General features: G+C 37.5%; 13 protein-coding genes. 2 read left to right on the forward strand and 11 right to left on the reverse strand.

Annotated features, from left to right (window positions below; all coding sequences use genetic code 11):
* The first annotated feature begins 2 nt into the window (after positions 1-2).
* Together aspS and LS68_RS04210 are read left to right on the forward strand one after the other, a co-directional pair.
* Positions 3-1,754: an aspartate--tRNA ligase gene (aspS, locus tag LS68_RS04205; RefSeq protein ID WP_034371986.1), complete on the forward strand. Its 1,752-nt coding sequence runs from the start codon at positions 3-5 to the stop codon at positions 1,752-1,754.
* Positions 1,755-1,763: 9 nt separating this feature from the next.
* Positions 1,764-2,570 (forward strand): DUF1796 family putative cysteine peptidase, encoded by an 807-nt coding sequence (locus tag LS68_RS04210; RefSeq protein ID WP_138091008.1) that lies wholly within the window; start codon positions 1,764-1,766, stop codon positions 2,568-2,570.
* Positions 2,571-2,601: 31 nt separating this feature from the next.
* On the opposite strand, the gene hemC is transcribed toward LS68_RS04210, so the two are convergent.
* From hemC to hemJ, 11 genes are all read right to left on the reverse strand, one after another.
* Complete coding sequence (gene hemC, locus LS68_RS04215) at positions 2,602-3,558, reverse strand: hydroxymethylbilane synthase (RefSeq protein ID WP_199741469.1); 957 nt, start codon at positions 3,556-3,558, stop codon at positions 2,602-2,604.
* Positions 3,558-5,330: a proline--tRNA ligase gene (locus tag LS68_RS04220; protein ID WP_034370093.1), complete on the reverse strand. Its 1,773-nt coding sequence runs from the start codon at positions 5,328-5,330 to the stop codon at positions 3,558-3,560. Before LS68_RS04220 ends, hemC begins: the two co-directional genes overlap by 1 nt.
* A 9-nt stretch (positions 5,331-5,339) precedes the next feature.
* The gene (gene hemA, locus LS68_RS04225; protein WP_034370090.1) at positions 5,340-6,680 is read right to left on the reverse strand and encodes a glutamyl-tRNA reductase; all 1,341 of its coding nucleotides are present in this window, start codon (positions 6,678-6,680) and stop codon (positions 5,340-5,342) included.
* A gap of 14 nt (positions 6,681-6,694) precedes the next feature.
* A complete protein-coding gene (locus LS68_RS04230; protein ID WP_034370087.1) occupies positions 6,695-7,600 on the reverse strand; it encodes a polyprenyl synthetase family protein in 906 nt (301 codons plus the stop codon).
* Between the two features lie 18 nt (positions 7,601-7,618).
* Complete coding sequence (locus LS68_RS04235; protein WP_034370084.1) at positions 7,619-8,032, reverse strand: hypothetical protein; 414 nt, start codon at positions 8,030-8,032, stop codon at positions 7,619-7,621.
* Entirely contained in the window at positions 8,025-8,288 is a 264-nt protein-coding gene (locus tag LS68_RS04240; protein WP_034370081.1) for a DUF2018 family protein, read from the reverse strand. The genes LS68_RS04235 and LS68_RS04240 overlap by 8 nt, the downstream gene beginning before the upstream one ends.
* A gap of 23 nt (positions 8,289-8,311) precedes the next feature.
* Positions 8,312-9,604, reverse strand: coding sequence for a histidinol dehydrogenase (gene hisD / locus LS68_RS04245; protein WP_034370078.1), 1,293 nt, complete (start codon positions 9,602-9,604; stop codon positions 8,312-8,314).
* Positions 9,605-9,824: 220 nt separating this feature from the next.
* Positions 9,825-11,309, reverse strand: coding sequence for a malate dehydrogenase (quinone) (mqo, locus tag LS68_RS04250; RefSeq protein WP_034370075.1), 1,485 nt, complete (start codon positions 11,307-11,309; stop codon positions 9,825-9,827).
* A gap of 181 nt (positions 11,310-11,490) precedes the next feature.
* A complete protein-coding gene (gene ubiE, locus LS68_RS04255; RefSeq protein ID WP_138091011.1) occupies positions 11,491-12,228 on the reverse strand; it encodes a bifunctional demethylmenaquinone methyltransferase/2-methoxy-6-polyprenyl-1,4-benzoquinol methylase UbiE in 738 nt (245 codons plus the stop codon).
* A gap of 27 nt (positions 12,229-12,255) precedes the next feature.
* Complete coding sequence (gene argH, locus LS68_RS04260; protein WP_034370729.1) at positions 12,256-13,653, reverse strand: argininosuccinate lyase; 1,398 nt, start codon at positions 13,651-13,653, stop codon at positions 12,256-12,258.
* Positions 13,654-13,689: 36 nt separating this feature from the next.
* Complete coding sequence (hemJ, locus tag LS68_RS04265; protein ID WP_034370727.1) at positions 13,690-14,151, reverse strand: protoporphyrinogen oxidase HemJ; 462 nt, start codon at positions 14,149-14,151, stop codon at positions 13,690-13,692.
* Positions 14,152-14,195 lie beyond the last annotated feature (44 nt).

The following is a 14,195-nucleotide window of genomic DNA, read 5'->3' on the forward strand; positions in this document are numbered from 1 at the left end:
CAATGTATAGAACTCATTTATGTGCAGAATTAAACGAATCAAATATTGGAGAAGAAGTCAGAATCTGTGGTTGGTGTAATACCTATCGTGATCATGGGGGAGTGCTTTTTATCGATTTACGCGATAAGAGTGGTTTATTGCAGCTTGTATGTGATCCTACAAGTGCTGCCTATAATATTGCATCAGGTGTGCGTGATGAATATGTCCTCATTGCTTCGGGAAAAGTTCGAGCTCGTGGTGAAGGTTTGGAAAATCCAAAACTCAAAACAGGTAAAATTGAAGTGTTGCTTGACACATTGATCATTGAAAACAAATCACCTACTCCGCCTATTGCTATCGGTGATGAAAATGTCAATGAAGAATTAAGGCTAAAATACCGCTATTTAGATTTGCGTTCTCCTAAGTCTTATGAGACCTTCAAAATGCGTTCTGATGCTGCTATTGCCGCACGCAACAGCCTTCAAAAAATGGGATTTTTAGAAGTAGAAACGCCTATTTTGACTAAAGAGACACCAGAAGGAGCGCGGGATTATCTTGTGCCTTCACGGGTGCATCGTGGAGAATTTTATGCGTTACCGCAAAGTCCACAATTATTCAAACAGCTTTTGATGATTAGCGGATTTGATCGATATTTTCAAATCGCAAAATGTTTCCGTGATGAAGATTTACGCGCAGACAGACAACCTGAATTTACACAAATTGATATTGAAATGAGCTTTTGTGAGCAAGAAGACATCATTAAAATCGCAGAAAACCTACTCTATGACATTTTCAAAGCTTGTGGTGAAGAAATCTCTATCCCTTTTCCTCGTATGCCTTATAGTGAAGCAATGGAATCTTATGGGAGCGATAAGCCGGATTTGCGCATAGATATGCCTTTAGTGGAAGTTGGAGATTTATTTTTGGAATCAACCAATGAAATTTTCAAAAATATTGCTCAAGATTCTAAGAAAAATCGCATCAAAGCTTTAAAAATCACAAATGGTGATCGTTTTTTCTCGCGCAAGACACTCGGCGAAGCAGAAGATTTTGTGCGAAAATTTGGCGCAAAAGGATTGGCATATATCCAAATCAAACCCGATGAAATCAAAGGACCTTTAGTCAAATTCATCTCTCACGAATCTATGCAAACACTCATTAAGCGCGTCAATGCAAATGTGGGTGATATTGTATTTTTTGGAGCAGGAGCAAAGAAAGTCGTTTGGGATTATATGGGACGATTGCGTCTTAAAGTTGCTGATGATATGGGATTGATTGATGAAAATATGAAAAAATTTCTATGGGTAGTTGATTTTCCAATGTTTGAAAGAGATGAAGGTAAAGTCAAAGCCTTGCATCACCCTTTTACAATGCCTAAAAATCTCGATGTAGAAGATGTCGAAGATATAGAATCTATCGCCTATGATGTCGTGCTTAATGGCATTGAGCTTGGTGGAGGAAGTATCAGAATCCATAAAGATTCTATCCAACAAAAAGTTTTTGCTTTGCTAGGCATTGATGAAAAAGAAGCAAACAATAAATTTGGCTTCTTACTTGAAGCACTCAAATTTGGCGCACCTCCACATGGAGGGATTGCTATTGGCTTTGATCGTCTTATTATGCTTTTGGGTAAATGCAAAAGTATCCGTGATGTGATAGCATTTCCTAAGACGCAAAAAGCCACTTGTCCTTTGACTAACGCTCCAAGCGCAGTGAGTGAAGAACAACTCCGAGAATTGCATATTCGTTTGCGTCAGAATCCTACCCAACAATAAGCGTATCTTATGAGTTATTTATCGCGTATGAAAAGCATTCGCTTTATCGCGAAGACTTCAACTCTTGTCATTCCTTATAGACCTTTACGCAAGAGACTTCAGGGGCGTATTTACAACGCATTATGCACATTGTATAACCAAACTTTTACTCGATGCCATCGGAGTAAGTATCCCTCATCACATTTTTTATACACAGACCTTGCGTTAAGCGTTGGGGAAAGCTGCAAAAGCGCACATTACCTACAAAATTTTAGTTTGCGAAAATTTTCCTCTCCGATTGATTGGATGATGAGCTACACACTCAAAGATATTACAGAAATGTTTGAAAACAACTTCTCCACCTTTTTTACAGAAATCACTGAAGAGCCTTCAAGTGAATGGGGGGGGGGGCATAAACATCGCCTAGTAAAAGACAAACGCAATGGCATGATGAGTATTCATGACTTCCCAGCCGATCAATCCTTACTAGAATATCAACCTATCTTTCGGGCAAAAATGACAAAACGTTTTAAGAAACTTAAAGATTCTATCAAATCTTCTCGCAATATTTTATTCCTTTCCGCACGCACAGAAAGCCTTGAAGATTGTGAGCATTTTTTAAAATCAATGTATCAATACCACCCTGCAAATTACACCTTACTCAATATCCGACACACTCCACAAAGCACACAAACACAAAGAAAAGTCATATCATTCACTCAAGAATTAACACTTGTTGAATATCTTTTTGATGATAGTGCAGAAGGACAATGGTATTGGCTAGGCAATTCTCAAGAATGGAATTCTATTATGCCACTCATTGTTCTACGCGCTTAAGGATTTCTTATCCAGATTCTCAATAATTGATTTAAGAATCTTGAAATGCCATTTTTTCGGCATGTGCCAAAAGTTCTCTCGCACCTTTAGCGACAAATTCTTGAGCGAGACATTCTCCAAGAGATTTAGCTTTAGCAATATCTCCAATCCCCATAAGCATAGCTTTAGAATCTTGAATGACCTCACTTCCATCGGGTAACCCCACAATTGCTTGCATCATAAGATTCTCACCATCATATTTAGCATTCACACCTATAGGCACTTGACAACCCCCCTCAAGAAAACGCACAAACGCTCTCTCTGCACTCACACAAAGCGCGGTCTGTGCATCATTTAGATTCTCAAAAGTATCAAAAAAAGGAGAATCTAATCGCATTTCAATACCCAATGCCCCCTGCCCCATTGCAGGTATCATAAAATCTAAAGGCACGATAAAAGGCACATCGGTATGAGTAATTTCTAAACGATTAACTCCCGCTTTTGCTAAAATAATCGCATCAAATTCCCCGCTATGAAGCTTATTTAAACGCGTTTGGACATTGCCTCTAAGGCTCAAAGTATCCAAATCAGGGCGAAATTTTTTAATTTGCATTGAGCGTCTTAAAGAAGTCGTGCCTACTTTAGCTCCCTTAGGCAAAGAATCTATATCGCTATACCGCACACTCAAAAAACAATCTCTCACATCTTCACGCTTTGTGATAGCACTCAAGCCCAAGCCATCGACAAATTCCACAGGCACATCTTTAAGACTATGCACTGCGAGATCAATTTCTCCACTTAAAAGCATTTCCTCAAGTTCTTTCGTAAAAAGTCCCTTACCACCAATCTTTGCCAAAGGGACATCAAGTATTTTATCACCCTTCGTCTTGACAATGCGAAGCTCTGAAGTAATACCACATTCTTTTTCTAAACGCGCTTTAATATATTCAGCCTGCCAAAGAGCAAGGACACTGCCACGCGTCCCGATAATAAGTGTTTTATCAGACATCATTTTTCCTCAATCATTTGTATAATCTGCGCAACAAGAGATTCAAAATCTTTGATGCTGATTTCTGTTTTACGCAAACCTTCACGCAAAATCATCTCGACTTTTTCTTCTGCTAATCCCTTGCCTACAATGACAGCCGAATGGAATCCAAGCAATTCAAAATCATTCATCTTAGAGCCAAAACGCTCATCTCTATCATCAAGCAAAACATCAATACGGCAAGAGAGCAAACGCTCATAAAGATTCTGTGCAAATGCGACTTGCTGTGCATCTTTGATGTTTGAAATAATAATCACCACATCAAAAACACTCATCTCCTTACTCCATACGCAACCTTTTTCATCACTTTTTTGCTCTAAAATCGCAGGTAATATTCGCGAGATTCCAATCCCATAACAACCCATAATCAAAGGCACTGCTTTGCCATTAGGATCTAAAAAAGTCGCATTCATCATCGAAGAATATTTGCTACCAAGCTTAAAAATATGCCCGATTTCAATGCCTTTAGTAAAATTAAGCTTTCCACCACAGCGGCTACACAAATCGCCTTCTTTTACCATTGCTAAATCGCGATATTCCAATCCTTCAAATGCACTCAAATCCACACCCACAAAATGATAATCTTTTTCATTAGCTCCACAAATCAGATTCGAAGCTTCAAACAAAGCCTCATCAAAATAAATATGTTGAGCGCGAGTGAGATTCTTTAAAGCATAAGGTCCAATAAAGCCTGCTTCTAATCCCGCCTTTTGTAAATCCTTAATCTCTGCATCTTCAAGGCTAATATACGCATTATTAGAGAGATTCAAAGCATTAAGCATTTTTGTCTCTTCTCCCTCATCGTCTCCACGCATAAAAAAATACACCAACTCGCTACTACCATCGTTTTTCAAGGCTTTTTTCACAACACTTTTGAGAATATAAAAAGCATCGACTTTAAAAAAATTGCTCAAAGATTCAATATCCTTGATATTTGGTGTGTGAAATTTTGCAAAAGCCGCTTGAGGAGGATTAGAATCAAATTTCAATTCATTAGGACGAGGAGCATTGCGTTTTGCTCTCTTGCCTGCCTCGATATTTGCTCCATATTCACAATTTGAGCATACTAAAATCGTATCTTCTCCGCAATCTGCTAAAGCCATAAATTCTTTGCTTCCGCTCCCACCAATCGCACCAGAATCTGCTTCTACAACTTTAAAATCAATACCCAAACGCTCAAAGATTCTACGATAAGTCGCCTCCATAAGATCAAATTCCCTATCAAGATCTTCATTGCTACTATGAAAACTATAGCCATCTTTCATAATAAACTCTCGCGCTCGTATCAAGCCAAAACGCGCACGCAATTCATCACGAAACTTTGTATGTATCTGATAAAGATGCAAAGGCAATTGCTTATAGCTCTTGACAAAAGTCTTAGCGATATAGGTAACCATTTCTTCATGTGTAGGTCCTAAGACAAATTCATTCTCCTTTCTATCCTTGAAACGCAATAGCTCCGCGCCGTATTTGTCATAACGTCCAGATTCTCGCCAAAGCTCGGCAGGAGTAATAAATCCCATTAAAACCTCTTGCGCCCCTGCATTGTCCATTTCCTCTTTAACAATTTTTCGAACCTTGTCTAAAACTTTTTTGCCTAAGGGGAAAAAATTATAAATGCCACTTCCCACTTGCTGGACAAATCCTCCACGAAGAAGATACTGATGACTTTTTAAAACCGCATCTTTGGGTGTTTCTTTAATGGTTGTAAGAAAAAGCTTTGAGAATCTCATTGTTATCCTTTAATAAATAGTTGTATCTTTTTCGCATTTATAGCCATTGAGCATTACAACATCATCACTGATGTCAAAAATATTTTTTGTCGCCTCAATAATAGGATCACCTTGAGGATTCTCACTCGCTTGCCGCAAACGCATTGTAGGCTGGTGCAGAAATGTATTAAATGCTCCATGCAAAATCTTTTCAACATTTTTCTCATATTCTTGAGGCAAATATCCTTTTTTGATTGCCCTCTCAAGCTCTTTCATCGCCGATTGTTTAGCAAGATAACGCATTTGCTTGATGATTGGATCAATGCTCAATGTCTGAAGCCATTTGAAAAAATCCGCAGTGAATTGATCTACAATCTTTAATCCTACTTTGGCACTCTCTTGACGAGAAGTCTTATTCTGATCAACAATTTCTTGTAAATCATCGACACTATAAATCTCTGTATGAGGAATTGCCATTGTTTCAATATTACGAGGCACAGACAAATCAAAATAAAGCCTCCTATCATGATGAGGCACAATCATATCTGATTTGATCACATAATCCTTAGCAGCTGTAGCCACAAAAACAACGCGATGAGTTTTAAGAGATTCTCTCAATGTCTCGTAAGGTTTTACTACAATGGGATAAGTAGGTATATTTGCTTTGATTTCTTGAGCAAGATTCTGTGCATTATGCTCACTGCGATTGAGCAAGGTAATTTTGGCTTGATGATTACTCAAATGTTTGGCGACAAGTCGTCCCATTTCACCACTACCTATCAGCAAAACCTCCACAGAATCAAGACTTTCACCTTTTTCTTGAAGTTTTTGCTCCGCCATATTGACAGCTGCCGAAGCGACAGACACACTATTACTGGAAATATCTGTATGCGCTCTCACATGAGCAGCACATTTAAAGGCAAAGTGCATCAAACGCGTCATATCTTTACTACAAAGTGCATGATCATAAGAAAGTTTATAAGCGACTTTGAGCTGTCCGGTGATTTGAGTTTCGCCAACAACAAGACTATCAAGGCTTGATGCTACGCAAAAAATATGATAAATCGCATATTGATTCAAATAAATATGCACAATATCCTGCAAACTTTCAAGAGAAATTTGCTTTTCTTGAGTAAGACATTGATAGATATGATCCCTTGCTATACGCCTATCTAAAATACTTGTATAAATCTCCACACGATTGCAAGTGCAAAGTAAAATTGCTTCTTTAATCGCCTCACTGGCGCAAATTTTTTGTAAAAAAGGCACAATCTGTTCGGTTGCAAAGTTGAGCTTTTCGCGTATATCAATCGCTGCATTTTTATGCGAAAAACTCATTACCATAAATTGTGTCTGAATCCTTTCATTCATTCTTTTCCCTTTCCTTAAAATTCCCTTTTGAGCATTTGCATGATAATTGATTCAAGTTTTTGATTGTTTTCATCTTTGATTGATTCTAAAGATTGAGAAGCATATTTTTTGACTTGTTCTATACTCATTGTGATTGCTCCGCATTTTTCCATTTCTGTCTTAAGCCATTGAATCTGCGCATCATTGAGTTCCTTTGCAAAATACGAAAGAAGTATCTGTCGGTCATTGTCGTTTAAATGTTCATACAAAAAAATATAAGGCAAAGTCGTTTTACCTTCTTTAAAATCACTCATATTAGGTTTGCCCAATATGCTAGAATCTTGTGTAATGTCCAAAATATCATCGACAATTTGAAAAGCAATGCCAAGATTTTCTCCATAGATTCTATATTTTTGTGCATCTAATCCTTTGAGTAATGCTCCACATTCTGCAGCCGCGACAATCAAAGCAGCTGTTTTGTCTTTACACATTTGCAAATAACGATTTTTGTCGGTATTAAAGCTTGAAGAAAGCCTAACATCACTTATTTCACCAATCGAAAGTCGCACAACAGCATTTGCGACACTTTGTGCAATAGCCGTATCAAACTTTGTCAGCTCATAAAATGCTTTAGAATACAATGTATCACCTAGCATTATGGCATTTTTATTACCAAATGAAGCGTTGATAGAGGGTTTGCCTCTTCGGATAGAAGACTCATCAATCACATCATCATGCAACAAAGAAGCCGTTTGTATAAGTTCGATAATCGCGCACAGATTCACAGAATCTTCATTAATGCCACTGATAGAAAGTAAAAGCTTACTCCTTAGCATTTTGCCATAAGATAAATGCGTGGCTAATTCATCTATCTCCGCACTTTGGCATTCTTTAATAAGATTTTCACATTGTTTTTTAATACGCTCTAACGCTTCTTGCATTAATTTCCACCCCTCATTTTATAGATTCTCATCAAGTAAAATAGCCCCATTCCCCTCAATATACAACTTAAAATACGCCTTTTTCTCTTGAAAATCTTTAAAATAAATAAAAAGCCATGGCAAATCCTTCTTGCTACTTTCGCCTCTACCTAACGCCAATCGATACGCATTGCGTTGATAATCTGTGTAAAGAATCACTTGGTGATTAAATTTATCATAACGAATGTGCATCACCAACCCTTCATTTTTATATAATGTCCAACGAAACAAAAGCTCCTTTTGCACCTCGCCGACTTGAAAATGTGCCTTATACTCTTGCTCTTTTTCTAATGCCAATTCTTTTTCCCATGTCCATAAAGGTGTAGATGCCTGAATATGGCAAAAAGACATACAGAATATCATCAACATCATAATGCAAATTTTTTTATTCATATTGACCGAGTATTTTTCCCATAGATTCAATAGCAATATTATTTTTGCGCTCTTCGATATATGGCTTATTGTCCGGATTATAATAATATCGCTGAAAAGCCTCTTCGGTTTCAATGTCATTTTGTTCCAATAAAATCTCATAAGTAACCAAACGCTCAATCAAATGTTCTAATTCCATACCCACTAAAGTCGGTGAAGCATTTAAAATGACTTCTTTCCATTTATCTATGGGCGTTCCTTCAAAAAATATATCCATTTTTACTCCTCATTGCAAACGCGTTACTTCTTTAAACGCTCTAAAACTGCTTGTTGATGGGCTTGCAAACCTTCGGTTTTAGCAAGCAAAGCACAAAATTCTCCTTTTTCTTTTATAGCCTGTGAAGAAAAAGCAATAATAGAGCTTTTTTTCATAAAATGCTCTACACCTAAGGGCGAGAAAAATCTAGCACTTCCGCCTGTAGGTAAAGTATGATTAGGACCAGCAAGATAATCTCCTATCGGCTCACTTGAATTTTCACCGATAAAAATCGCTCCTGCGTGTTTAATATAGGGTAAATGTTCAAAAGGATTATGTGTGAGAATCTCCAAATGTTCGGGAGCTAAGCGATTCATCAGCTCAATACTTTGGGCAAGATTCTCACTCCAAATCAAAACAGCACGATTGGCAATACTTTTACCCGCAATCTCTTTGCGGCTTAAAGTCGGTAGAATCCGATTAATTTCAGCCTTAACCGCATCAATAAGTTCCTTACTAGGGGTAATAAGAATAGAGCTTGCCATTTCATCATGCTCGGCTTGAGAAAGCAAATCATACGCTACATAAGTAGGATTAGCATAAGAATCTGCGATAATACCGATTTCACTAGGACCTGCAATCATATCAATATTCACTTCACCAAAGACAAGCTTTTTGGCTGTCGCAACAAAAATATTCCCCGGACCCGTGATAACATCGACCTTTTCTAAATTTTCGCAGCCATAAGCCATAAGCCCAATGGCACTTGCGCCACCGACTTTGTAAATCTGTGTGATATTACACAAATGCAATGCAGCAAGCAATAAAGAATTAGGCTCATTATGAGGAGTGGGCGTGCAAACGATAATATCTCTTACTCCTGCGACAATTGCCGGAATAGCATTCATTAAAAGTGAGCTAGGATAAGCTGCTTTTCCTCCGGGTATATATAAACCCGCACGCTCCATTGGTGTGATTTTAGAACCCAATATCGTGCCATTTTCTTCCATATCAAGCCATGTTTTTGTCTTTTGCTTTTGATGAAAAGCAAAAATACGATCATAAGCAATATGCAAAGAATCTTTTAATTTTTGATCAAGATTCTCATAGGCTTCACGACATTGAGAAGGAGAAATACAAATATCATCAAAACATTGAGGCTTCCATTGATCAAATCGTTCTATATGTCTTAAAATCGCTTCTGTGCCTTCGGATATGATTTCATCAAGTAGCCCTTGCACGATCTTAGACACTTCCTTGATGTCCATTTTCCCACGCATAAGCACCTTTTGAAACTCATTTTCAAAATCTTCCGAGCGCACATTAAGTTCATTCATTTCACCTATCCTCAATTATCAATATGGCATAATTATAACACATTCACTTTAATGACCCAGTAGATTAAAGTCAATTCTAAGCATACTTTGAAAGTCTTAAAATCTTCGTTTCGGAGTTCTGATAAAAAAGATTTTATAGGGAGTTTGTAGGAAATTTATAAAATTTCTGTAGTGATTGGATTCTGTCTTTTATATAAAAAGTGAGAATCCAATTCTAGATTTAAATTTCTTTAAAAGGTAAATTAAGAATCGATGCAGTTTGAGCACGACATTCATTAAAATGAGCAATATTTTCTTCCAAAGAACGACCATAAGAAGGAAGCATTTCTCGAATCTTGTCTTGCCATTCTTGGGAATCCATTTCGTCTTTAAAACATCGTTTAAGCACTTGCACCATGATATTCACCGTTGTAGAAGCACCCGGTGAAGCCCCCAACAAAGCTGCCAAAGAACCATCACTTGATGTAATGACTTCTGTGCCAAATTGCAAACTTCCTCTGCCTTGTGCATCTTTTTTGATAATCTGCACTCTTTGTCCTGCAAATTTTGCTTTCCAATCATCAAGTTTAGCTGATGGAATGAACACATTGAGCTTTCTCATACGTCTTCCGTTTGTGAGTAGAATCTGCTTAATGAGATATATCGTCAAAGGCACATTATCAATCCCTGCCTGAATCATAGGCATAGAATTGTTTGCGCGTATAGAAAGAGGGAAATCTAGTAGGCTACCTCGTTTGAGAAACTTTGTATTGAATCCCGCATACGGACCAAACAAAAGCTCTTTTTTACCATCAATAATACGCGTATCCAAATGAGGCACAGACATTGGAGGATCTCCGATAGAAGCTTTACCATAGATTTTTGCTTGATGTTTATCAATAATATCTCGATTTTTACACACAAGCCACAAACCACCAACTGGGAATCCGCCATAACCCTTGCTTTCAGGAATACCACTTTTTTGTAATAATGGGAAAGAACCACCACCAGCACCCAAAAATACAAATTTCGCCTTTACCTGCTTGGCAGTGCCGTTTGTTTTATCTTTAACATCAAGCAACCAAGTATTGCCTTCTTTCGTCAGATTGGTTACCTTATGATTAACATAAATATTAAACCCTTTTTGGCGACTTAAAGAATCTCGCAATTGATGCACAATAGCGCCAAAATCCACATCAGTGCCTTCTGCCATATAAGTAGCAGCAATCTGTTGATTCGGATCACGACCTTCAAGCAAAAGAGGAGCCCATTGTTTAATTTGATCGTGATCTTGTGAATATTGCATATTTCTAAATAAAGGCGATTTACTCAATGTTTCATAACGCAATTTTAAATAAGGAACAATATTATCAACAACAAAGCTCAAATGCGGAACAGGATTTAGAAAAGAAGAGGGAGTTTGGAGAATATTTTTCTTCACACAATGTGCCCAAAACTCTTTGCTAAGCTCATATTGCTGATTAATTGCAAATGCTTTTGTTGTGTCAATACTGCCATCAGACTTTTTAGGCGTATAATTTAACTCGCATAGTGCTTGATGCCCTGTCCCAGCATTATTCCACACCATAGAACTCTCTAAACCTACATCTTCAAGCATTTCATATAAACTGATTTCAGCGGAAGGTTTTAGCTCTTTGAGCATTGCTGCCAAAGTGAAGCTCATAATACCTCCACCTACAAGAACGATCTCTGAATCCTCACACATTTTGTCTCCTTAAATGACCCTACTTTAAACCTCAAAGCTTCTTTGGATTGTTTTATTCATAGAAATTCCTTTTTATGGTAGGACATTTTTGTAAATAACCCCTTAAAAAGTAAAGAAAAATAATACCTTTGTTACCAAAATAAATTTTTATCCCATTTAGTAGCATTTCTTGTCCAGAATCTTATTTTTTAATCCCCACATAAAGTGTAGAAATATCAGCACTATAACCTTTGATAAAATAACTCTCAATCCCTCGCTTTAAAAGCCTTTGTTTTAGTTCTTCGACACTCACAAACCCTTTAATAGAATCTGGCAGATAAGCATACGCAGCATAATTTTTTGAAATCATTCCGCCCACAAAAGGCAAAATTTTGCGTGTGTAAAATTTCATCAAAGAACGAATCCAACCCTTTTTACTATCATTCATAAATTCTAAAATGACAAGGATTCCTTGAGGTTTTAGCACTCTTGCAAATTCATCAAGTGCTGCATCTAACTCTACGACATTACGCAAACCATACGCAATTGAGAGAATATCTACAGAATCTGAAGGTAGATTCAAAGCCTTTGCCTCTCCCACTTCAAGTGTAATCTTTTTATTCTCAATAAGATGAGAAAGTTTATCTTGAGCGACTTCAAGCATACCTTTAGAAGGATCAATTCCTATAATTTCTTTGATATTCTTTTGCGCATTACAAGCTTCATTTTGCCAATGTATAATCATATCTCCTGTGCCACACGCAATATCTGCTATGCGCTCAATTTCAACCACACCTAATGCCTCAAATGCTTTTTTACACGCTTCCTTACGCCAACGCACATCTATCCCCAAACTCATCACGCGATTAGCTTTATCATAGCTTTTAGCAATATCATCAAACATATGAACGATTTTTTCTTGTTTTTTAACTTCTTGCATTTTATTTCCCTCTACAATTCATCAAATTTACTTCAATAAAGACTGATGCTCATTGACAAACGCGCTTAATTCATCGATTTGCTCCATTGTGCGCCTACTAGAAGTCCCTCCCAATGTATCACGAGCATTCATTGATTTTTCCAGACACAGCACTTCTTTGACACCGCTAAGAATGCGTTTATCGATGCTTAGAATCTCCTCTTCACTCAAATCACTAATATCTACGCCCTTACGCTCTGCATACGCCACCACCATTCCTGTGATATGATGCGCATCACGAAATGCGACATTACACTTTTGCACCAAAAAATCCGCTAAATCAGTCGCACTCAAATGACCAATTTTAGCCATTCTAAGCATATTATCTTGATGAACGCTCATCGTTTTAAGGCATTCTTTGAGAATCTTGAGCGAAATATGCACACTTTTAAGGCTATCAAAAACCCCTTCTTTATCTTCTTGTGTGTCTTTATTATAAGCTAAAGGCAGACCTTTCATCACACTCAAAAGCCCTATCAGATTCCCATACACGCGACCGCTTTTGCCGCGCAACAATTCAGGCACATCAGGATTCTTTTTTTGAGGCATGATTGAACTTCCCGTTGAATACGCATCGCTTAAACTAATAAAGCGAAACTCCGAGCTACTCCACAAGACCAATTCTTCAGCAATGCGAGAGATGTGCATCATAATCATAGAGAGTGTATAAAGCATATCAAGAGCAAAATCCCTCTCACTCACAGAATCCATTGCATTGAGCGTAGGCGCGCTAAAACCTAACTCTAAAGCAAGCATTTCTCTATCATTGCCATAAGGCGTCCCTGCAAGAGCCCCACTCCCAAGCGGACAAAAATTATTACGCGCAAAATCAGATTCTAATCTTTGCACATCGCGTTTGAAATTGCATACCCACGCCACAAGATGGAATCCAAAATTGATCGGTTGGGCGTGCTGAAGATGCGTCATACCCGGTAAAATCGTCTTTGTATGAGCTTTAGCAATATGCAAGATTGTCTCCATAGTTTCAAGGAGAAGTTTTGTAATAAGTTTATTATGCTTTAAGACATACATTCGAAAATCCACAGCTACTTGATCATTACGACTACGCGCAGTATGAAGTTTTTTGCCAACCTCTCCGACAAGTTCAGTCAGCTTTGATTCTATCGCCATATGAATATCCTCATCAGCCATACGAAACACAAATTCATCAGCTTGTATCATTGAAGCGATACGTTCTAAACCATCAACAATAGCTTTATATTCTTCTCCTGTAAGCACACCGATATGAGCAAGCATTTTCGCATGTGCTTTAGAGCCTTGTATATCTTCATTCCAAAGCTCTTTATCAAACATAATTGACGCATTAAATTCTTCCAAAAGCGAACTTGAATCTAAAGCAAATCGCCCTCCCCATAACTTTGCCATTTTTTCTCCTTCACTTTGGCTAATCGTATTTTTTTATTACAGCGGCTTATAAATAGCTAAAAAAACAATAATAATCAATAAAAGTGTAGGTATCTCATTAAAAACACGGAAAAATTTATGACTCTTTGTGCAACTCTCATTACCCAAAGTCTTTATAAAATACCCACAAGCCAAATGATATGCTACCAAAATAAGGATAAAGACAATCTTGATATGCAGCCATAAACCAGAATCTGCCACTTTTAGCCAAGAAGGATTAAGAGCTATCATCGCGATACCTGTAAGCAATGTGCCAACAATTGCAGGCAAACCGATATATTTATAAAGCCTCATTTCCTGAATCTTCACCACTTCAACAAATTCTTTTTTGTGTGCATTTTGCGCATGATAAACAAAAAGTCTAGGCAAATAAAAAAGCATTGCCATCCAGCAAACAAGCGCAATGACATGTAATGTCTTGACAATAAGATAAAGATTTAGGGATTCTAACCACTGCATTTTTGCTCCTTAAGTGTTTTTGAATTTGAGTAATTCTTACTATA

The organism is Helicobacter sp. MIT 05-5293 (assembly GCF_000765665.2).
In the GTDB taxonomy this organism is placed as follows: domain Bacteria; phylum Campylobacterota; class Campylobacteria; order Campylobacterales; family Helicobacteraceae; genus Helicobacter_C.

Excerpts from the sequence above, each read along its gene's own strand:
- hemA (WP_034370090.1), bottom strand. The coding sequence starts at position 6,680 with ATGAATGAAAGGATTCAGACACAATTTATGGTAATGAGTTTTTCGCAT.
- LS68_RS04210 (WP_138091008.1), top strand. The coding sequence starts at position 1,764 with ATGAGTTATTTATCGCGTATGAAAAGCATTCGCTTTATCGCGAAGACT.
- argH (WP_034370729.1), bottom strand. The coding sequence starts at position 13,653 with ATGGCAAAGTTATGGGGAGGGCGATTTGCTTTAGATTCAAGTTCGCTT.
- hemJ (WP_034370727.1), bottom strand. The coding sequence starts at position 14,151 with ATGCAGTGGTTAGAATCCCTAAATCTTTATCTTATTGTCAAGACATTA.
- LS68_RS04235 (WP_034370084.1), bottom strand. The coding sequence starts at position 8,032 with ATGAATAAAAAAATTTGCATTATGATGTTGATGATATTCTGTATGTCT.
- aspS (WP_034371986.1), top strand. The coding sequence starts at position 3 with ATGTATAGAACTCATTTATGTGCAGAATTAAACGAATCAAATATTGGA.
- ubiE (WP_138091011.1), bottom strand. The coding sequence starts at position 12,228 with ATGCAAGAAGTTAAAAAACAAGAAAAAATCGTTCATATGTTTGATGAT.
- hemC (WP_199741469.1), bottom strand. The coding sequence starts at position 3,558 with ATGTCTGATAAAACACTTATTATCGGGACGCGTGGCAGTGTCCTTGCT.
- hisD (WP_034370078.1), bottom strand. The coding sequence starts at position 9,604 with ATGAATGAACTTAATGTGCGCTCGGAAGATTTTGAAAATGAGTTTCAA.
- mqo (WP_034370075.1), bottom strand. The coding sequence starts at position 11,309 with ATGTGTGAGGATTCAGAGATCGTTCTTGTAGGTGGAGGTATTATGAGC.
- LS68_RS04230 (WP_034370087.1), bottom strand. The coding sequence starts at position 7,600 with ATGCAAGAAGCGTTAGAGCGTATTAAAAAACAATGTGAAAATCTTATT.
- LS68_RS04240 (WP_034370081.1), bottom strand. The coding sequence starts at position 8,288 with ATGGATATATTTTTTGAAGGAACGCCCATAGATAAATGGAAAGAAGTC.
- LS68_RS04220 (WP_034370093.1), bottom strand. The coding sequence starts at position 5,330 with ATGAGATTCTCAAAGCTTTTTCTTACAACCATTAAAGAAACACCCAAA.